This is a genomic window from Variovorax sp. 350MFTsu5.1 (assembly GCF_048302515.1).
Classification (GTDB): Bacteria; Pseudomonadota; Gammaproteobacteria; order Burkholderiales; family Burkholderiaceae_C; genus Variovorax; species Variovorax guangxiensis.
Map to the genome: position 1 here is coordinate 5,944,677 of NZ_CP157620.1, position 19,350 is coordinate 5,964,026.

21 protein-coding genes and 1 pseudogene are annotated in these 19,350 nt (G+C 67.0%); 10 read left to right on the forward strand and 12 right to left on the reverse strand.

Annotation, left to right across the window (positions count from 1 at the left end; all coding sequences use genetic code 11):
• Positions 1-80: 80 nt before the first annotated feature.
• From ABL843_RS26965 to ABL843_RS26985, 5 genes are all read right to left on the reverse strand, one after another.
• Positions 81-2,390: a methyl-accepting chemotaxis protein gene (locus tag ABL843_RS26965; protein WP_418117950.1), complete on the reverse strand. Its 2,310-nt coding sequence runs from the start codon at positions 2,388-2,390 to the stop codon at positions 81-83.
• 42 nt (positions 2,391-2,432) lie between these two features.
• Positions 2,433-2,966 carry a chemotaxis protein CheW gene (locus tag ABL843_RS26970; protein ID WP_126023626.1) on the reverse strand — a complete coding sequence of 178 codons (534 nt, stop codon included), beginning with the start codon at positions 2,964-2,966 and terminating at the stop codon, positions 2,433-2,435.
• Positions 2,967-2,985: 19 nt separating this feature from the next.
• Positions 2,986-3,351 (reverse strand): response regulator, encoded by a 366-nt coding sequence (locus ABL843_RS26975; RefSeq protein ID WP_093304503.1) that lies wholly within the window; start codon positions 3,349-3,351, stop codon positions 2,986-2,988.
• Positions 3,351-3,749, reverse strand: coding sequence for a response regulator (locus tag ABL843_RS26980; RefSeq protein ID WP_093205631.1), 399 nt, complete (start codon positions 3,747-3,749; stop codon positions 3,351-3,353). The genes ABL843_RS26975 and ABL843_RS26980 overlap by 1 nt, the downstream gene beginning before the upstream one ends.
• 84 nt (positions 3,750-3,833) lie before the next feature.
• On the reverse strand, positions 3,834-4,004 hold the full coding sequence (locus ABL843_RS26985) for a rubredoxin (protein ID WP_007838397.1): 171 nt from the start codon (positions 4,002-4,004) through the stop codon (positions 3,834-3,836).
• A gap of 111 nt (positions 4,005-4,115) precedes the next feature.
• Here ABL843_RS26985 and thiD point away from each other — a divergent pair, with 111 nt between their 5' ends.
• The 3 genes from thiD to ABL843_RS27000 all read left to right on the forward strand — a co-directional run bounded on the left by thiD (position 4,116) and on the right by ABL843_RS27000 (position 6,958).
• Entirely contained in the window at positions 4,116-5,078 is a 963-nt protein-coding gene (gene thiD, locus ABL843_RS26990; protein ID WP_126023627.1) for a bifunctional hydroxymethylpyrimidine kinase/phosphomethylpyrimidine kinase, read from the forward strand.
• A gap of 102 nt (positions 5,079-5,180) precedes the next feature.
• Positions 5,181-6,467, forward strand: coding sequence for a glutamate-1-semialdehyde 2,1-aminomutase (gene hemL / locus ABL843_RS26995; RefSeq protein ID WP_418117951.1), 1,287 nt, complete (start codon positions 5,181-5,183; stop codon positions 6,465-6,467).
• Between the two features lie 5 nt (positions 6,468-6,472).
• On the forward strand, positions 6,473-6,958 hold the full coding sequence (locus tag ABL843_RS27000) for a hypothetical protein (RefSeq protein ID WP_126023629.1): 486 nt from the start codon (positions 6,473-6,475) through the stop codon (positions 6,956-6,958).
• Positions 6,959-7,056: 98 nt separating this feature from the next.
• On the opposite strand, the gene purH is transcribed toward ABL843_RS27000, so the two are convergent.
• Genes purH through dusB form a run of 3 tightly spaced genes read right to left on the reverse strand, consistent with a single transcriptional unit; the run spans position 7,057 to position 10,001 of the window.
• On the reverse strand, positions 7,057-8,664 hold the full coding sequence (purH, locus tag ABL843_RS27005) for a bifunctional phosphoribosylaminoimidazolecarboxamide formyltransferase/IMP cyclohydrolase (protein WP_418117952.1): 1,608 nt from the start codon (positions 8,662-8,664) through the stop codon (positions 7,057-7,059).
• Positions 8,665-8,680: 16 nt separating this feature from the next.
• A complete protein-coding gene (locus ABL843_RS27010; protein WP_007838304.1) occupies positions 8,681-8,917 on the reverse strand; it encodes a Fis family transcriptional regulator in 237 nt (78 codons plus the stop codon).
• A gap of 19 nt (positions 8,918-8,936) precedes the next feature.
• Positions 8,937-10,001 carry a tRNA dihydrouridine synthase DusB gene (gene dusB / locus ABL843_RS27015; RefSeq protein WP_184640821.1) on the reverse strand — a complete coding sequence of 355 codons (1,065 nt, stop codon included), beginning with the start codon at positions 9,999-10,001 and terminating at the stop codon, positions 8,937-8,939.
• 174 nt (positions 10,002-10,175) lie between these two features.
• On the opposite strand from dusB, the gene ABL843_RS27020 reads away from it, so the two are divergent.
• Positions 10,176-10,646, forward strand: coding sequence for a YqaA family protein (locus ABL843_RS27020; protein ID WP_126023632.1), 471 nt, complete (start codon positions 10,176-10,178; stop codon positions 10,644-10,646).
• Positions 10,647-10,661: 15 nt separating this feature from the next.
• On the opposite strand, the gene ABL843_RS27025 is transcribed toward ABL843_RS27020, so the two are convergent.
• From ABL843_RS27025 to ychF, 4 genes and pseudogenes are all read right to left on the reverse strand, one after another.
• A complete protein-coding gene (locus ABL843_RS27025; protein ID WP_369660781.1) occupies positions 10,662-11,336 on the reverse strand; it encodes a glutathione S-transferase in 675 nt (224 codons plus the stop codon).
• Positions 11,337-11,398: 62 nt separating this feature from the next.
• Positions 11,399-11,584: a hypothetical protein gene (locus tag ABL843_RS27030; RefSeq protein WP_126023634.1), complete on the reverse strand. Its 186-nt coding sequence runs from the start codon at positions 11,582-11,584 to the stop codon at positions 11,399-11,401.
• A pseudogene (locus ABL843_RS27035) lies at positions 11,581-11,951 on the reverse strand (Zeta toxin family protein). Before ABL843_RS27035 ends, ABL843_RS27030 begins: the two are co-directional and overlap by 4 nt.
• A gap of 26 nt (positions 11,952-11,977) precedes the next feature.
• Positions 11,978-13,069 carry a redox-regulated ATPase YchF gene (ychF, locus tag ABL843_RS27040; RefSeq protein ID WP_126023635.1) on the reverse strand — a complete coding sequence of 364 codons (1,092 nt, stop codon included), beginning with the start codon at positions 13,067-13,069 and terminating at the stop codon, positions 11,978-11,980.
• Positions 13,070-13,278: 209 nt separating this feature from the next.
• Between ychF and ABL843_RS27045 the strand changes: the two genes are divergently transcribed.
• From ABL843_RS27045 to rbsD, 6 genes are read left to right on the forward strand one after another with little or no spacing between them, the layout of a single operon-like run.
• Positions 13,279-14,232, forward strand: a complete 954-nt coding sequence (locus tag ABL843_RS27045) for a sugar ABC transporter substrate-binding protein (RefSeq protein ID WP_184640824.1) — start codon at positions 13,279-13,281, stop codon at positions 14,230-14,232.
• A gap of 38 nt (positions 14,233-14,270) precedes the next feature.
• The gene (locus tag ABL843_RS27050) at positions 14,271-15,869 is read left to right on the forward strand and encodes a sugar ABC transporter ATP-binding protein (RefSeq protein WP_418117953.1); all 1,599 of its coding nucleotides are present in this window, start codon (positions 14,271-14,273) and stop codon (positions 15,867-15,869) included.
• Positions 15,866-16,858, forward strand: coding sequence for an ABC transporter permease (locus ABL843_RS27055; protein ID WP_418117954.1), 993 nt, complete (start codon positions 15,866-15,868; stop codon positions 16,856-16,858). The genes ABL843_RS27050 and ABL843_RS27055 overlap by 4 nt, the downstream gene beginning before the upstream one ends.
• A 34-nt stretch (positions 16,859-16,892) precedes the next feature.
• A complete protein-coding gene (locus tag ABL843_RS27060; protein WP_418117956.1) occupies positions 16,893-17,990 on the forward strand; it encodes a LacI family DNA-binding transcriptional regulator in 1,098 nt (365 codons plus the stop codon).
• The gene (rbsK, locus tag ABL843_RS27065) at positions 17,987-18,961 is read left to right on the forward strand and encodes a ribokinase (RefSeq protein WP_418117957.1); all 975 of its coding nucleotides are present in this window, start codon (positions 17,987-17,989) and stop codon (positions 18,959-18,961) included. Before ABL843_RS27060 ends, rbsK begins: the two co-directional genes overlap by 4 nt.
• The gene (rbsD, locus tag ABL843_RS27070; RefSeq protein WP_418117958.1) at positions 18,958-19,350 is read left to right on the forward strand and encodes a D-ribose pyranase; all 393 of its coding nucleotides are present in this window, start codon (positions 18,958-18,960) and stop codon (positions 19,348-19,350) included. Before rbsK ends, rbsD begins: the two co-directional genes overlap by 4 nt.

Here is a 19,350-nt window from a genome sequence, read left to right on the forward strand (position 1 = left end):
TTTGCCGGGCCGCCGGTGTTGCCCCCGGAAGGGGGCTGCCGCAGCGACACGAAGTGCGCAAAGGCTGGGGGAGAGCGTCATCACGCAATCTTGAAACGGGCGACCGATCGGCGCAGTTCTTCGGCCATCTGCGAGAGTTCGCGCACCTGCTGTGCCGTGGTACGCGTACCTTCTCCGGTCTGTTCCGTCACCGCGAAGATGTGCTGGATGTTCGCGGCCACCACGTTGGCCGAATCGGCTTCGCGGGAGGCGGATTGCGAGATCTGCTCGATCAGGTCGGCGAGTCGGCGCGACACGCGGTCGATCTCGGACAGCGCGGTACCCGCGTTGTCGGACAGCTTGGCCCCTTCGACCACACCCTGCGTGGAACGCTCCATGGCGCCCACCGCGTCCTGCGTGTCGGTCTGAATCGCCTTCACCAGCGCCGAGATCTGGCGCGTGGCGTCCGCGGAGCGTTCGGCCAGCCGCTGAACTTCTTCCGCCACCACCGAGAAGCCTCGGCCGGCTTCACCGGCGGACGCGGCCTGGATGGCTGCATTCAGGGCCAGCACGTTCGTCTGTTCGGTAATGTCCGAGATCAGCTCGGTGATTTCACCGATCTCCTGCGACGACTCGCCCAGGCGCTTGATCCGCTTGGAGGTTTCCTGGATCTGGTCGCGGATGGAGTTCATACCGCCGATGGCGTTCTGCACGGCCTGCAGACCCGACGACGCAGCCTGCAGCGACTGGCGCGCCACGGTGGCGGACTCTTGCGCCTGGGTGGACACGCCGTTGATTCGCTCGGCCATGGTCAGCACCGACTGGCCGGTTTCGCGAATCTCGCGCAGCTGTTCGGTCGATGCCGCCAGCAGCTCGGTCGAGGTGCTTTCCACCTGCGACGTCGTCTGCGCCACGCGGGTCGCCGTGTTCTGCACGTTGCCCACCAGCAGCCGCAGTTCTTCCACCGTGTAGTTCACCGAGTCGGCGATGGCGCCGGTGATGTCCTCGGTCACGGTCGCTTCCTGTGTCAGGTCGCCTTCGGCCACCGTCTGCAGTTCGTTCATCAGGCGAAGAATGGCGGCCTGGTTGGCGTTGTTCACGCGGCTGGCTTCTTCGGAAGCCTGCTCGGCGGCCAGACGTTCGCGTTCGGCGACGGCGGCACGTTCGCGGCCTTCGCGCACCTGTACGAAACCGATGGCGCCGGCAAGTGCCAGGGCGGCCAGCGACAGCACGAACAGCAGCACGATGGTGCCGGCGCCCAGGCCGGTGCGGGCGGAGAGCTTCTCCTGCAGGTCGCCCAGCGACTTACGCAGCGGCTCGCTGTCGGTCAGGATCGATGCCTGCGCTTCGCGCGCGGCCACCAGGCCCTGCAGGTTGCCCAGAATGGCCGATGCCTGCGTGCGCATCTGTTCGTAGGTCTTCAGGATGGCTTCGAGCTGCTGGCGCGTCTGCGGGTCCTTCGAGCCGGGGAAGCGCTGCTGCGCATTGCCGTCGAGCAGGCCGCGAGTGGTTTCCTGGAAGGTGTTCAGGTCCTTGCCCAGCAGGAACACGGCGTCCGGGTTCACACCCTCGACCGTGAAGAACTCGTTGGTCGACTTGCCGATGCGCTGCGTCAGCATCACGAGTTGGCCGGCGGCCGAGATCTCGGGCAGCGTGGCGTTCTGCTGCATCTTCAGCGAGGCGACGGTTTCCGTCATCTCGAGCAGCGTGGACGACTGCTGGTTGATGTCGCGCAGAGCGGCACCCACCTGCGTCAGGATCTGGCGCTGGGCCAGCACGACCTTGGCGCTGGCGTCGGCACGGGTGACGAGGGGATTGATCTTGTTCATCTCCTCGTCGTACTGGTTGCCCACGCGCTCCAGGCGCAGCGAGTCGTCGCCGTTGGTCAGGCCCTGCACGCGGCGCGTGAGGTCGTCCGCGGCGTCCTTCACTTCGACGAAGGCCGAGGCGCTGCCCACGAGGGCCTGCGAGATCGACTTGGCCAGACGCTGCGACTGCATCAGCGACTGGCCGGTGGCCGCCACCTGCTGCGCGAGGCGTTCGGCGCGAAGGATCGCGGAGCCCGCCACCAGCAGCAGCAGCAGCACCACGATCGCCAGCATGATGGCCAGGATACGCTGCTGCTTCGCGGGGTTGGAGCCCGCGCGGCCGCCAGTGGCGTCGGGCGCGACTTCGGCAGGCGCGGCGCCGGGCTCGTTGGCTGCGTCGCCGCCGCCGGGCAGGTCGACGTCGCCGAAGCTGGTGTCGGGGGCCGCGGAGCCCTTCCTGGCGAGGCGCACGGTTTTCTCGTCCGGAACCTGGACGGTATCGACATCGTCGAGCGATATCGAACCGGAGCCATCGACGCGGGCCTTGTCGTTCCCGTTGTTCACGGGCAGTAATTTCTTGAACTTGTCGGCGATCGAGCTCACGGTCGGTCCTTCAGGTGGTTTCCGGTACGGCGTGCGGCGGCACTACGCACCAATGCTCAAAAACTGGGGTTGCTGCGAAAGCGCCTGCAGGTTGACTTCCTGCCAGCGCTCCCCCGCTGCATCGGTAAACAGATGCCCGTGCCAGGCAGGTGCTTCTGCGCCAGGAGGCTCGGATGCCGTGAAGGCCTCCGCCCCCCGCAACCCCGCCAGTCGATCGACCAGCAAAGCGCAGTTGACTTCGAGCAGCTCGTTGAAAGCAACGAGCCGCGACTGGATGCGCGCCGCCTCGGTGGCGGCCAGCGCGACAGGAACGCCGGTGGCGAACGCCGCAAGCTGCACGACGCCGTAGAGGCCGCCGCGCAGGTTGGCAACGCCGAGGAACCACGGCTGCGTGTAGGGCACGGGCTGCGGCGGCGTCCAGGGAAAGATCTCGCCGGCGTGTCCCAGCGGAAAGAGGTATTTGCCCTCGCCGGCCTCGACCGCCAGCCAGGTGGCGGCCACCCCCGTCGTGCGAGCGGCCTGCAGGCGGCTCGCCAGCCGGGACTGGAAGGCTCTCAGAGCATCGCGATTCGCCATGGACTCGGCAGGCTTTCGCTCAGTTCAGGGCGCTGATCTTGGACATCAGGTCGGCGGCGTTGACCGGCTTCACGATGTAGTCGCGCGCGCCCTGGCGCATGCCCCAGACGCGGTCGGTCTCCTGGTTCTTGCTGGTGCACAGGATGATCGGGATCGCGGCGTACTTCGGGTCGCGGGCGATGGCGCGCGTGAGCTGGAAGCCGTTCTGGCCGGGCATGACCACGTCCATGAGGATCAGGTCGGGGTGCTCTTCCTCGAGGCGGCGCATGGCGTCGTCGGCGTTTTCGGCCGTCTTGACGGCGAAGCCGTTCTTCTGGAGGAGGTCGGACAGGAACACCAGTTCCGTCTTGGAGTCGTCGACGACGAGGATTTTTCGAATGGGCATTACTGCACTTCCTGTTGAACGGTGCCAAACTGCTGCACGGCCTGCAGCAGTTGGTCTTTGGTGAAAGGCTTGGTCAGGTAGTCCTGGGAACCGACCATGCGGCCGCGTGCCTTGTCGAATACACCGTCTTTCGACGACAGCATGACGACCGGGACGTTGGAAAAGTGGGCGTTGCGCTTGATGATGGCGCAGGTCTGGTAGCCGTCCAGGCGCGGCATCAGGATGTCGCAGAAAATCAGATGCGGCTTGTGGTCGTTAACCTTGGAGAGCGCGTCGAAGCCGTCTTCGGCGAGAAGAACCTCGTGCCCACCCTGCTTCAGAAAAATCTCGGCACTGCGCCGGATGGTGTTGCTGTCGTCGATGACAAGCACCTTGTAACCAGATCCATTCGGGCCCATTGCAAACGCTCCTGCTCATGAGACTTGGAAGCCCGCCGCGCCGAACATCGACGCAGACCGCGTAGCTCTATCTATGCCATGCTTTCAGATTTCAACCATTTCGAAGTCTTCCTTGCGCGCACCGCACTCAGGACAGGTCCAGTTCATCGGAACATCGGCCCAGGCCGTGCCTGCCGCGATGCCATCTTCCGGTACACCAACCGCTTCGTCATAGATCCACCCACAAATCAGGCACATCCAAGTTTTCGTGTTCATCGGAGCTTAAAGTCCTTGTTCATTAAATGCAACGAGTGTATCTATGCGTATCTCTCTGGCAGACTGTAAACGTCGCGCCTATGCCACCATCCAGAGGATTCCGCACGGCGTATGACCATCTACTTACTTCCAGCAGACGACGCCCGCAAACCGGGCGATCTTAACGACCCCTCGCAGGATGCCGGCGAGCCGGCCGAGCACGACCTGAATCCCCCCTGCGTGCTGGTGTTCAATGCCAGCGATCCCAGCGGTGCGGGCGGGCTGGGCGCCGATGCCCTGGCCATGGGGTCGGTAGGCGCACACATCCTGCCCGTCGTCACGGGCGCCTACGCCCGGGACACAGCCGAGATTTTCGATCACTTCCCCTTCGACGAGGAGGCCATCGCCGAGCAGGCACGCGCCATCCTGGAGGACGTGGAGGTACAGCTGATCAAGGTTGGCTTCGCCGGCACCACCGAGGCGCTGAGCACCATCGCGGAAACCGCCGCCGACTATCCGGAGGTGCCCGTGGTGGCCTACATGCCCAACCTTTCCTGGTGGGACGAGAACCTGATCGAGCCCTATCTGGACGCTTTTCGCGAGCTCGTCCTGCCTCAGACGACAGTGTTGGTTGGAAACCACAGTACCCTGTGGCGCTGGCTGCTTCCGGACTGGAACGGCGACCGTCCGCCCGGCGCGCGCGACATCGCCAAGGCCGCCGGCGAGTTCGGCGTGCCCTACACGCTGGTCACCGGCCTGATGCTGCCCGACCAGTTCATAGACAACGTGCTGGCCTCGCCGCAGTCGGTGCTCGCCAGCGAGAAGTACGAGCGGCTCGAGGCCGTCTTCGCGGGCGCGGGCGACACCCTGTCGGCCGCGCTGGCCGCCCTGCTCGCCAGCGGCACCGACCTCGTGGCAGCGACCACGGAAGCGCTGGCCTACATGGACCGCTGCCTCGACGCGGGCTTCCGGCCGGGCATGGGCCACGTGCTGCCCGATCGCCTCTTCTGGGCCGAGCCCGAGCCGGAGGAAGGCGACGACGATCCCGACGCCCCGCCGGACTTCGCCCTGCCCCCGCACGACACCCGGCACTGAAAATGTTGCTCGCCCCCAAGGCTGCGCGCACTCCGTGTCGCTTCGCCCCTACCGGGGCGGCCGTGCGCGGCGGCCCCCACTGAAAACCTCTGCTGAGTCCCGATGCCAAGTACTGATCGCAACGACATTCTTTTCGAGCGCGCCCGCGCCGTGATTCCCGGCGGCGTGAACTCGCCCGTGCGCGCCTTCAAGGCCGTGGGCGGCACGCCCCGCTTCGTCCAGCGCGCCCAGGGCGCCTATTTCTGGGACGCCAACGACAAGCGCTACATCGACTACATCGGCTCCTGGGGCCCGATGATCCTGGGCCATGGCCACCCCGCCGTGGTCGAGGCCGTGCAGAAGGCCGTGCTCGAAGGCTTCTCGTACGGGGCGCCGACCGAGCGCGAGGTCGAACTGGCAGAGGCCATCCTCGCGCTGGTGCCGTCGATGGAGATGGTGCGGCTGGTCAGCTCCGGCACCGAGGCCGCCATGAGCGCCCTGCGCCTGGCGCGCGGCGCCACCGGCCGCAAGAGCATCGTCAAGTTCGAAGGCTGCTACCACGGCCACGCCGACGCGCTGCTGGTGAAGGCCGGCTCCGGCCTCGCCACCTTCGGCAATCCCACCTCCGCCGGCGTGCCGCCCGAGGTGGTGCAGCACACCATCGTGCTCGAGTACAACAACCTGCAGCAGCTGGAAGAAGCCTTCGCGCTGCACGGCAAGGACATCGCCTGCCTGATGATCGAGGCCATCGCCGGCAACATGAACTTCGTGCGTGCCACGCCCGAGTTCGCGAAGCGCTGCCGCGAGCTCTGCACGCAGCACGGCGCCCTGCTGGTCTTCGACGAGGTGATGACGGGCTTTCGTGTGGGCCTGCATGGCGCGCAGGGCGTGCTGGGCATCAAGCCCGATCTCACGGTGCTCGGCAAGGTCATCGGCGGCGGCATGCCGCTCGCGGCCTTCGGCGGCCCGCGCGCGATCATGGAACAGCTCGCGCCGCTGGGGCCGGTCTACCAGGCCGGCACGCTGTCGGGCAACCCGGTGGCCACGGCCTGCGGGCTCGCCACGCTGAAGGAAATCGCGAAACCCGGTTTCTACGAAGCGCTAGGCAAGAAGACACGCTCGCTGGTCGAAGGGCTCAAGGCCGCCGCGGCGGCCGAAGGCAAGCCCTTCAGCGCCGACAGCGAAGGCGGCATGTTCGGCTTCTTCCTGATGAAGGACCTGCCGCAGAACTATGCCACCGTGATGACAACCGACAACGCGAAGTTCAATGCGTTGTTTCACGGTCTGCTGGATCGCGGCGTGTATATTGCGCCCGCGCTTTACGAAGCAGGCTTCGTGAGCGCGGCACACAGCGACGACGACATCGCCGCCACCATCGAAGCCGCACGACAAATCTTCAGGACACCCTAGCCATCATGAACTTCCTGCGCACGCTGCCGGCCTTGAGCATCGCTCTTCTCATTCCCGGCTTCGCAGCGGCGCAGGACTCGTCCTTCGATCCGAAGAACATCTGGATCAACCCCGGCTTCTATTCGGCCCACTTCGACAGCGGCAAGGGCCTGGAGAACGTCAACCAGGGGCTGGGCTTCGAGTACCCGCTGAACGACACCTTCCGCGTCACGGCGGGCACCTTCCGCAACAGCGACCGCAGGCAGTCGAACTACGTCGGCCTGTATGCGCTGCCCTTCGAGTTCTACGGCGTGAAGTTCGGTGCGGTGGTGGGCGGCTTCGACGGCTACCCGAACTACCGCAACGGCAACTGGTTTCCCGCCATCCTTCCGGTGGCCGCCATCGAAGGCAAGAACTGGGGCCTGAACATCGCCTACGTGCCGACCATCAAGAACCGGCTGTACGGCGCCGTCACCTTTCAGCTGAAGTACCGCTTCGGCAACCACGAGTAGCGGCAACTGAACCGCCGCCGCCCAATGAAAAAGCCGGCACGCTGCCGGCTTTTTTCGTGGAGGCCGCCCTGCCTTGCAGGACGGCCGCGCCTTCCCCGTCAGTGACGGAAGTGGCGCACGCCCGACAGCACCATCACCACGCCGCGCTCGTCGGCGGCGTCGATGACTTCCTGGTCGCGCATCGAGCCGCCCGGCTGGATCACGCAGCTCGCGCCCGCGTCGACCACCACGTCGAGGCCGTCGCGGAACGGGAAGAAGGCGTCGCTGGCCACGGCCGTGTCCTTCAGCGAAAGGCCCGCATGCTCGGCCTTGATGCTGGCGATGCGCGCCGAGTCGAGGCGGCTCATCTGGCCCGCGCCCACGCCCATGGTCATGCCGTTGGCGCAGAACACGATCGCGTTGCTCTTCACGTACTTGGCGACCTTCCATGCGAAGAGCAGGTCCTGCAGCTGCTGCGGCGTCGGCTGCTTCTTGCTGACCACCTTGAGGTCGCTGGCGGCGAGCTCGTGGTTGTCGGCGGTCTGGATCAGCAGGCCCGAGCCGACGCGCTTGACGTCCATGGCGTTGCGGCCGTTGTCCCAGTCGGTCGTGCCGCCCTTGGGTAGCGCGATTTCGAGCACGCGCACATTGAGCTTGGCCTTGGTGGCCTGGAACACCTCGAGCGCCTCGGGCGTGTAGCCGGGCGCCATCAGCACCTCGACGAACTGCTTGGCGATCTCCTGCGCGGTCGCGCCGTCCACCGGACGGTTGAAGGCGATGATGCCGCCGAAGGCCGAGGTCGGATCGGTCTTGAAGGCCTTGGAATAGGCCTCGGCTGCGTCCTTGCCGATGGCCACGCCGCAGGGATTGGCGTGCTTAACGATCACGCAGGCGGGCACGTCGAAACTCTTCACGCATTCCCATGCCGCGTCGGCATCGGCGATGTTGTTGTAGCTCAGCTCCTTGCCCTGCAGCTGCTTCGCCGACACCAGCGAGCCGGGCGCCGGATGCAGGTCGCGATAGAACGCGGCCTGCTGGTGCGGGTTCTCGCCGTATCGCAGGTCCTGCACCTTCACGAAGCGGCCGTTGCTCTGCGCCGGGAAGAGCGAACGCTTGGGCGCGGGCTGGCCGATGCTGGCGTCGAAGTCGATGGCCGAGAGGTAATCGCTGATCGCGCCGTCGTAGTCGGCGATGCGGTTGAACGCGGCCACCGAGAACGCGAACTTGGTCTTGTCGCTGAGCTTGCCGTTCGCCTTCAGCTCGGCCAGCGCCACGGCGTACTGCGAGGAGTCGGTCAGCACGCCCACGTCCTTCCAGTTCTTGGCCGCGCTGCGCACCATGGCCGGGCCGCCGATGTCGATGTTCTCGATCGCGTCTTCCAGCGTGCAGCCGGGCTTGGCCACGGTGGCCTCGAACGGATACAGGTTGACCACCAGCAGGTCGATGGTGTCGATGCCGTGTTCCTTGATGGCGGCGACGTGCGCGGGCAGGTCGCGGCGCGCCAGCAGGCCGCCATGGATCTTCGGGTGCAGCGTCTTCACGCGGCCGTCGAGCATTTCGGGAAAGCCGGTGTGGTCGGCCACCTCGGTGACGGGCAGGCCCGCATCGGCGAGCAGCTTGGCGGTGCCGCCGGTGGACAGCAGCTTGATGCCCAGCGCATGCAGTGCCTGTGCGAATTCGAGAATGCCGGTCTTGTCGGAAACGGAGATGAGTGCTGTCTGGGCCATTGGATATGCCGTGGGGTTATTTCAAGAGTTTGTGTTCGACCAGCTTCTTGCGAAGCGTGTTTCGGTTCAGGCCCAGCCATTGCGCGGCCTTCGATTGATTGCCCTCGGCGCGCGTCATCACGACATCGAGCAGGGGTTTTTCGACCACGCGCACGAGCATCTCGTACATGCCGTCGGGTTCGGTGCCGCGCAGATCGCGAAAGTAGCTGTCCAGACTGGTGCGCACGCAGTCCTCGATGTGTTTCTTGCTCATTGCTTCTTCTTTTCCTCTCTCAATGGACGGCGCAGGCCGCCTCCTCTTCTTCGCCCGGCACGTCTGCGTCCGCCGGGCGTTGCACGGGCATGCGGTCCATGTGGTCCGCCAGCCCGTCGAAATAGTCGCCGACCGCGCGCAGCTGCTCGGCACAGTCCTCGATGGTGTTCATGCGCGCGCGAAACGCCTCGCCGTCGGGCAGCGTGCGCACGTACCAGCCGATGTGCTTGCGCGCCGTGCGCACACCGCTGTAGTCGCCGTAGAGCGCATAGTGCTCCACCAGATGGTCGAGCAGCAAGCGGCGCACTTCCACCACCAGCGGCGGCGCGCGGTGCGTGCCGGTTTCGAGGAAGTGCGCGATCTCGCGGAAGATCCACGGCCGGCCCTGCGCGGCCCGGCCGACCATCACCGCGTCGGCGCCGGTGGCCGCGAGCACGTCGCGCGCCTTCTCGGGTGAATTGATATCGCCGTTGGCCACCACCGGCACGCGCACCGCGGCCTTCACGGCGGCGATGGTGTCGTACTCGGCGAAGCCCTTGTAGCCCTGCTCGCGCGTGCGCCCGTGCACGGTGAGCATCTGCACGCCGGCGGATTCGAAGTCTCGCGCCAGCTTCACCGCGTTGCGGTGCTCCAGGCTCCAGCCGGTGCGCATCTTGAGCGTGACAGGCACGCCGAAGGGCTGCGCGGCGTCGACCACGGCCTGCACGATCTCCAGCGCCAGCGGCTCGTCGCGCATCAGCGCAGAGCCCGCCCACTTGTTGCAGACCTTCTTGGCCGGGCAGCCCATGTTGATGTCGATGATCTGCGCGCCGCGCTCGATGTTGTAGACCGTGGCCTCCGCCATCATGGCCGCGTCGGTGCCGGCGATCTGCACCGCGATGGGGCCCGGCTCGCCGTCGTGGTTGGCGCGCCGAGAGGTCTTGAGCGAACCCCAGAGTTCCTTGCGCGAGGTGACCATCTCGCTGACCGCGTAGCCCGCGCCGAGCTCGCGGCACAGCATGCGGAAGGGCCGGTCCGTCACGCCAGCCATGGGCGCGACGAACAGGCGGTTTTCCAGCGTGTGGTTGCCGATCTGCAAGGTCATTTGGAAGGGGAGCGTGCGCGTTCGGCTGCTGAAAAATGAGGCACGATTGTAGCCACGCCGCATTTCAGCGACTGAAACGATTTGCGCCTCGGTACCCCGTACAAATACCGGTGCGCGCCGGGGCTTTCTCCCACGCGGTTGCGGCGCGGGCGCTGCCTATACTGCGCCGACCCTATGCAAGCCTGGCTCGACTCCCTCCTTGCCCTGCTGGCGCTGCCGCAGGTCGGCCTCTCCACGCTGTTCGTTGCGGCCTTCGTCTCGGCGACGCTTCTGCCGGTGGGCTCCGAGCCATTTCTCTTCGGCCTGCTCAAGCTCAACCCCGACATGTTCTGGCCCGCCATCGCGGTCGCGACAGTGGGCAACACGCTGGGTGGCGCGGTCGACTGGTGGATGGGCTACGGCGCGCACAAGGTGGCCGACAAATACTCGCACTCGAAACATCATGTGCGCGTTCTGGGCTGGCTCGAGAAGCTCGGCCCGAAGGCCTGCCTGCTGAGCTGGCTGCCGCTGGTGGGCGATCCGCTGTGCGCGGTGGCGGGCTGGCTCAAGCTGCCGTTCTGGCCATGCGTGGCATATATGGCGATCGGGAAATTCCTGCGCTACGTCACGATGACGGTCGCGCTGCTGTACGTCTTTCCATCCTGAAGCCGCCGCCTCGGCTCAGTTCAGCAGCTCGTAGGGCCCGCCGCGCTCCAGCGCGCGCTTGTACGCAGGACGCGAGTGGATGCGCTCAAGGTACGCCATCAGCTTCGGCCGCTTCGCATCGAGCCCCCCACGCGCCTGCGCGGCCTCGACCACGAAGCTCATCTGGATGTCCGCGCCCGTGAACGCATCGCCGGCGAACCACTCGCTCTTGCCGAGCTCGGCTTCCATGTAGTTCAGATGGTTGGCGATGTTCGGATGGATGAACGCCGACTTCGTCTTCGCCGCAATCGCCTTGGCCACCGGCCGCGCGAAGAAAGGCATCCTGCTCGTCTCGATGCGGTCGAAGATCAGCTTCATCAGCAGCGGCGACATCGCCGTGCCCTCCGCGAAATGCAGCCAGTAGCGATAGCGCACCGCCTCCAGCGAACCCGCGGCGGGCGCAAGGCGACCGTTGCCGTAGCGCTCGATCACCGTCTCGATGATCGCGCCCGACTCCGCGAGCGTCAGTCCGTCATCCGTCGTGACAACCGGTGACTTCCCCAGCGGATGAACGGCCCGCAGCGAAGCGGGCGCCAACATGGTCCGCGGATCGCGCTGGTAATGCACGATCTCGTAGGGCAGCTCCAGCTCTTCGAGCAGCCAGAGCACGCGCTGCGAGCGGGAGTTGTTGAGGTGGTGGACGGTGAGCATGGGGCGGGGCCTGGAAGAAGACAGGGCGCGCGGAGTCTATCCAACAACCCCGCGCCGTCGATTCACTTCACGCCGGCTTTGCGCAACTCGTCGGCCGTGACACGGACCGGCTTCTGGTCTCGCTGCACCACGATGGCGGTGTTGGTGCGCACTGCGGCTTCCCGCGCCGCCCGCGCGGCGCGCCGGATCGCAATCAGCGAAGCCGCAAGATCCTTGTCCTTAGCTTGTGCCAGTTGCTCATTGGTCATGGTGCTTCTCCCCATTCGATGAGTGCCGGCTCTTCACCGGCGTTGTCGTACAGAGCCCAGGCATCGACCGCTCCGCGGTAGCTGTCGTCGAAATTCCTGCGCCCCGACACGAAGCGACGGCGAATCACGTCTTCAGGAATGTGATGACCACCCTGGCGAACACGCTCCGCCACACGCGCAATCGCAGCATCAGCCGACCGGCCTTGATGGCTTCCGCTTCCGGAGCGAAGGGAGACAGTCCGGCTGCGATCAGATCCGCATTGATGAAACGCGAAACCTGCGCCTCCTGCGGAAGGAAGGCGCGGGCGAAGGTAGTCTTGCCCGCGCCGTTGGGGCCCGCAATGATGACGATCTTGGGACGGCTCATCAGAGGGGCATTTCACCCGGCGGGAATCAGGAACTGAACAGGAAGTTCATCACGTCGCCATCCTTGACGACGTATTCCTTGCCTTCCGAACGCATCTTCCCCGCGTCCTTCGCGCCCTGCTCGCCCTTGTAGGCGATGTAGTCCTCGAAGGCGATGGTCTGGGCGCGGATGTAGCCCTTCTCGAAGTCGCCGTGGATCACGCCTGCCGCCTGCGGACCGGTGTCGCCGATGTGGATGGTCCAGGCGCGCACTTCCTTCACGCCGGCGGTGAAGTAAGTCTGCAGGCCCAGCAGCTTGAAGGCCGCGCGGATCAGGCGGTTCAGGCCCGGCTCTTCCTGGCCGATCTCGGCGAGGAACATCTTCTTGTCCTCGTCGTCCATCTCGGCCAGGTCGGCTTCGATCTTGGCGCAGATGGCGACCACGGGCGCGCCCTGCTTGGCGGCGTATTCGCGCAGGCGGTCGAGGTACGGGTTGTTCTCGAAGCCGTCTTCCGACACGTTGCCCACGAACATCGCGGGCTTGGCGGTGATCAGCGTGAAGCTCTTGACCAGCGGGCGCTCTTCCTTGGTGAACTCGAGCGCGCGCACCGGCGTGTTCTCGTTCAGCGCGGCCTGGCAGCGCTCGAGCAGGCCGACCAGCTTCTGCGCGTCCTTGTCGCCCGAGCGGGCCACCTTGGTGTGGCGGGCCAGCGCCTTCTCGACGGTGGCGAGGTCGGCCAGGCACAGCTCGGTCTGGATGACTTCGATGTCGGAGATCGGGTCGACCTTGCCGGCCACGTGGACGACGTTGTCGTCATCGAAGCAGCGCACCACATTGACGGTGGCATCGGTCTCGCGGATGTGGGCCAGGAACTTGTTGCCCAGGCCTTCGCCGGTGCTGGCGCCGGCCACCAGGCCGGCGATGTCGACGAATTCGACGATGGCGGGCACCACGCGCTCGGGCTTGACGATCTCGGCGAGCTGGTCGAGGCGCGGATCGGGCACTTCCACCACGCCCACGTTGGGTTCGATGGTGCAGAAGGGATAGTTCTCCGCCGCGATGCCGGCCTTGGTCAGCGCATTGAAAAGAGTGGATTTACCGACGTTGGGCAGGCCGACGATGCCGCATTGCAAACTCATGGGAGGTCCTCTTGGATAACCGCGAATTTTAGGCGAGCATGGTTTGGCGCCCGCCGGACAGGTCTTCGAACAGCATTCGAGCCCACGGATGCATCAGGGTAAGACCCAATCGGCAAACGTTTGCGCAAACGTTTCCCTCAGTTAACATCGGCGCCCCGGCAAAGACCGGCGCACCCGTTCCGATCAACCTATCCCAGGAGACATCCACCATGAAGTTCACCCGCCGTACCCTGCAAAGCGCTGCCGCACTGACGCTGCTGGGCGCCATGGCCGGAACGCCCGCCTTCGCGCAGGACAAGCCCAAGGTCGCGCTGGTCATGAAGTCGCTCGCCAATGAGTTCTTCCGCACCATGGAAGACGGCGCCAAGGCGCACCAGAAGGCCAACGCCTCGAAGTACACGCTGGTGGCCAACGGCATCAAGGACGAAACCGACACCGCCGCGCAGATCAAGATGGTCGAGCAGATGGTGGCGCAGAAGATCAACGCGCTGGTCATCGCGCCGGCCGATTCGAAGGCGCTGGTGCCGGCCGTGAAGGCCGCCATCGACAAGGGCATCCTGGTGGTCAACATCGACAACCAGTTCGACGCCGCCGCGCTCAAGGAAAAGGGCATCCAGGTGCCCTTCGTCGGCCCCGACAACCGCGCCGGCGCCAAGCTGGTGGGCGACGCGCTCGCCAAGGAACTGAAGGCGGGCGACAAGGTCGGCATCATCGAAGGCGTGTCGACCACCTTCAATGCGCAGCAGCGCACGCTGGGCTACCAGGACGCGATGAAGGCCGCCGGCGTGACGGTGGTGGGCGTGCAGTCGGGCCAGTGGGAAATCGACAAGGGCAACACCGTGGCCGCCGGCATGATGCGCGAGCACCCCGACCTGAAGGCGCTGCTCGCGGGCAACGACAGCATGGCGCTGGGCGCCGTGGCCGCCGTCAAGGCCGCCGGCAAGACCGGCAAGGTGCTGGTGGTCGGCTACGACAACATCGGCGCCATCAAGCCGATGCTGAAGGACGGCCGCGTGCTCGCCACCGCCGACCAGTTCGCCGCCAAGCAGGCGGTGTTCGGCATCGAGACCGCACTGAAGGCCCTCGCAGAGAACAAGAAGCAGTCGGAAATGCCCGCCGAGGTGAAGACCGACGTGGTGCTGGTCACCAAGGACTCCAAGTAAGAAACCGGAAAGAGCAGACGTTGACAGCATCCGCCGCCATGAATCTCACAACGGCCCTGCCCGTGCTCTCCCTGAGCGCCATGGGCAAGGACTACGCGGCGCCGGTGCTGGACGACGTCTCGCTCGTGCTCAACCCCGGCGAAGTGCTGGCCCTCACGGGCGAGAACGGCGCGGGCAAGAGCACGCTGTCGAAGATCGTCTGCGGCCTGGTGCAGCCCACGCGCGGCCGGATGCTGCTCGACGGCAAGCCCTTCGCGCCCACCTCGCGCCGCGACGCGGAGCGCCTGGGCGTGCGCATGGTCATGCAGGAGCTCGGCCTCGTCACCACGCTGTCGGTGGCCGAGAACCTGCTGCTCGACCGCCTGCCCAACAAGACCGGCTGGATACGCAAGGCCAGGCTGCACGAGCTGGCCGCGCGCCAGCTCGCCAAGATCGGCATGCAGAACATCGACCCGGCCACGCCCGTGGCGCGGCTGGGCATCGGCCAGCAGCAGATGGTGGAGATCGCGCGCAACCTGCAGGACGACACGCGCGTGCTGGTGCTCGACGAGCCCACCGCCATGCTCACGCCGCGCGAAACCTCGCACCTCTTCGAGCAGATCGACCTGCTGAAGGCGCGCGGCGTGGCCATCGTCTACGTCTCGCACCGCCTCGAGGAGCTTCAGCGCATCGCCGACCGCGTGGCGGTGCTGCGCGACGGCAGGCTGGTGGATGTGCGCGCCATGGCCGGTGTGCGCGAATCCGAACTGGTGCAGCGCATGGTGGGCCGTGCGGTGCACGAGCACGAGGGTCGCGACCGCCGCGTGGCGGGCCCGGTGCTGCTGAGCGCGCGCGGCATCGGCCGGGCGCAGGTCGTTCGCGACGTCGACATCGACCTGCGCGCGGGCGAAGTCATGGGCCTGGCCGGCCTGGTCGGCTCGGGCCGGACCGAGCTGGTGCGCCTGCTGTTCGGAGCAGACCGCGCCGACCGCGGCGAGATCACTCTGCATGCCGATGGCCAGGCCACCCACCACGTCCGCAAGGGCTGGCGCTCGCCGATGCAGGCGATCCGCGCGGGCATCGGCCTGGTCACCGAAGACCGCAAGTCGCAGGGCCTGCTGCTGCCGCAGTCGATCCGCGTCAACGCCACGCTGAGCGACCTGGGCGCGATCTCGCACGCCGGGTGGCTGCGCGGCGCCAAGGAACGCGGCATCGCGCGCAAGCTGGTGGAACTGCTGCGCATCCGCTCGCGCAGCATCGAACAGCCGGTTTCCACGCTCAGCGGCGGCAACCAGCAGAAGGTGGTTTTCGCGCGCTGGCTGCACCGCGAATGCAAGGTGCTGCTGTTGGACGAACCCACGCGCGGCGTGGACGTGGGCGCGCGTGCCGACCTCTACGCCGAACTCGACCGCATGACCGACGCCGGCAAGGCGCTGCTGATGGTGTCCAGCGACCTGCGCGAACTCATGGCCATGTGCGACCGCATCGGCGTGATGAGCGCCGGGCGCCTGGTCGCGGTGTTCGAGCGCGGAGAATGGACCGAGCAATCGCTGCTGGCCGCGGCATTCAGCGACGCGACAGGACACGCAGCAGCAGCCAATCCGCCGACGGTATCCCCCGTTTCCGATCCGATCCCGGTCACCGCCGACACACCATGAACGCCGCCTCTACGACATCCAACACGCCGCCCGCGCCCTCCGCGCTGAAGGGCCAGCTCGGCACCTACCTGGGCCTCACGGTCGTGCTCGTGGGCATGATCGCCCTCTTCGGCTCGCTCAGCGAATACTTCCTGACGCGCGAGACCTTCGTCTCCATCGCCAACGAGATTCCCGCGCTGGCCGTGATGGCGGTCGGCATGACCTTCGTGCTGATCATCGCGGGCATCGACCTGTCGGTGGGCTCGGTGCTGGCGCTCAGCGCCGCCGTCACCGCCGCCGCCATCCTCGAATGGAAGCTCTCGGTGCCGCTGGCCGCCGCGCTCGGCCTGGCCACGGGCCTGGTCTGCGGCACGGTCACCGGCGCGGTGTCGGTGGCCTGGCGGCTGCCGAGCTTCATCGTGTCGCTGGGCATGCTCGAAGCGGTGCGCGGCGGCGCCTACCTCGTGACCGATTCGCGCACGCAGTACGTGGGCGACGCCATCTCGGGCCTGGCCGCTCCGTGGATCGGGGGCATCTCCGCCGCCTTCGTGCTGGCGGTGGTGCTGGTGGTCATCGGGCAGATGGTGCTCACGCGCACCGTGTTCGGCCGCCACGTGGTGGGCATCGGCACCAATGAAGAGGCGATGCGGCTGGCCGGCGTCGATCCGCGGCCCATCCGCATCATCGTGTTCGCCGTCACCGGGCTGCTGGCCGGGCTCGCGGGCCTGATGCAGTCGGCCCGCCTCGAAGCCGCCGACCCGAACGCGGGCGTCGGCATCGAGCTGCAGGTGATCGCGGCCGTGGTCATCGGCGGCACCAGCCTGATGGGCGGGCGCGGCTCGGTCGTCAACACCTTCTTCGGCGTGCTGATCATCGCGGTGCTGGAAGCCGGCCTCGCGCAGGTGGGTGCCAGCGAGCCGAGCAAGCGGATCATCACCGGCGCGGTGATCGTGGTGGCGGTGATCATCGACACGCTGCGCCAGCGCCGCGCGGAACGCCGGCTGGCCTGATCGCCGCCGCCCATCCAGCAAGAGGAATAGAACCATGGCCACCATCAAGGACGTCGCGCTGAAGGCGGAGGTGTCGGTCACCACCGTCTCGCATGTGGTCAACGACACGCGCCACGTGAGCGCCAAGGTGCGTGAGCGGGTGGAGCTCGCCATCCGCGAGCTGGGCTACGTGCCCAACGCGATGGCGCGCAGCCTCAAGAGCAACACCACCTCGACGCTGGGCATGCTGATTCCCAACAGCTCGAACCCCTACTTCGCGGAGATCGTGCGCATCGTGGAAGACCGCTGCTTCGGCGCCGGCTACACGCTGGTGCTGTGCAACACCGACGACGAGCCCCGCCGCCAGAGCGTCTACCTGCAGGTGCTGGCCGAGCGCCGCATCGACGGGCTGATCGTGGTGTCGACCGGCGAGAGCGGCGACAACGACCTGGCGAAGCAACTCAATGGCCTGCGCGTGCCGACCGTGCTGGTCGACCGCGAGATCGCCAACCCCGTGTGCGACCTGGTCGAGACCGCCCACATGCAGGGCGGCCTGCTCGCCGTGCGGCACCTGCTGTCGCTGGGCCACAAGCGCATCGCCTGCATCGGCGGGCCGGTGGGCGTGATGCCCAGCGAGCAGCGCATCGAGGGATGGCGCATGGCGCTGGCCGAAGCCGGTGCCGCGCCCGGCATCGCCAGCACCGATTCGCTGCTGTGGCGCGGCGGCTTCACCAGCCAGGGCGGCTACGAGGCGATGCACGCCATCCTGCGCACCGAGCAGAAGCCCTCGGCCGTGTTCGTCTGCAACGACCTGATGGCCATCGGCGCATTGCGCGCGGCGCACGAGAGCGGCGTGCGCGTGCCCGACGAACTCTCGATCGTCGGCTTCGACGACATCGAACTCTCGGCCTACACCAGCCCCGCGCTCACCACCGTGGCTCAGCCCAAGGAGCGCATCGGCGCGCTGGCGGTCGACATGCTGCTGGAGCGCGTGGGCGGCAAGCGCCGCGACGCGCGCAAGGTGGTGCTGCAGCCCGAGCTGTGCGTGCGCGCCTCCACTGCGCGCCACGCGAGCTTCCGCGAAGCCCCCGCTCTTGCACCGGCGGCCGCCGAAACGCCCTCCCCGCAACCCCGAAAGTCCCGCACCTCGTGAGCCTGAAGCCTTCTTCCAGCAACACCGACGGCCGTGCCGCGTCACCGCGCATCGTGGTGTTCGGCAGCCTCAACATGGACCTGGTCGTGCGCGTGCCGCACGCGCCGGCCGCGGGCGAGACCCTGCTGGGCCATTCGATCGCCGACATTCCCGGCGGCAAGGGCGCCAATCAGGCGGTGAGCTGCGCGCGCCAGGGCGGCAGCGTGCGCATGATCGGCTGCGTCGGCGACGACGCGCACGGCAAGGCGCTGCGCGATTCGCTGGAACGCGACGGCATCGACACCGCTTCCCTGCGCACCGTTGCGGGCGAGCCCACCGGCACGGCGCTGATCCTGGTGGAGGACAGCGGGCAGAACCGCATCGTGATGATCCCCGGCGCCAACGCCCGGCTGGAGGCCGACGAGGCCGCGCTGAAGCAGCAGGTGCAGGGCGCCGCCTTCCTGGTGGCGCAATTCGAGACGCCGCTCGATCAAGTCGCGCGCGCCATCGCGGTGGCGCACGAGGCGGGCTGCAAGGTGCTGCTGAACCCTTCGCCCGTGCAGGCCATCGCCGAGCCTCTGTGGCCGAAGATCGACACGCTGGTCGTCAACGAGATCGAGGCACAGACGCTTTGCGGCCAATCCGCCGACAGCCCCGAGGAGGCCGCGCAGGCCGGCCAGGCACTGCGTGCCAAGGGCATCGCGCGCGTGGTCGTCACGCTGGGCTCGCGCGGCGCGGTGGCCGTCGATGCCGACGGCGCGCGCCACCATCCCGCGCCGCAGGTGCAGGCGGTCGACACGACGGCGGCCGGCGACACCTTCCTGGGCGCGCTCGCCGTCGCGCTGGGCGAAGGCCAGGGCTTCGACGAGGCCGTACGTCTCGGAATCCGCGCAGCGGCGCTGTGCATCCAGCAGCCGGGCGCCCAGCCTTCCATTCCGCAGCGCGACGCCGTGCTGCGCAGCCCCATGCCCCCCGACTGGATCAAGCTTTGAAACGCACCACCCTGCTGCACGCCGAACTCTCCCACGTGATCGCCTCGCTGGGCCATGGCGACATGCTCGTGCTCGGCGATGCCGGCCTGCCCATTCCCGACGGCCCGCGCCGCATCGACCTTGCGGTGGCGCGCGGCGTGCCGACGCTCGACGAGGTGCTGCAGGCGGTGCTGTCGGAGATGCAGGTGGAAGCCATCGTGATTGCCGACGAAGCGCTCGGCGATGCGAAGAAGCTGCCCGGCTGGTATCCGCAATCGCTGGGCATCGAGCCCCAGACGGTGCCGCACGAGGAATTCAAGCGCCGCACCGCGAAGGCCCGCGCCATGGTGCGCACGGGCGAATGCACGCCCTACGCGAACATCATCCTGATCGCAGGGGTGAAGTTCTGA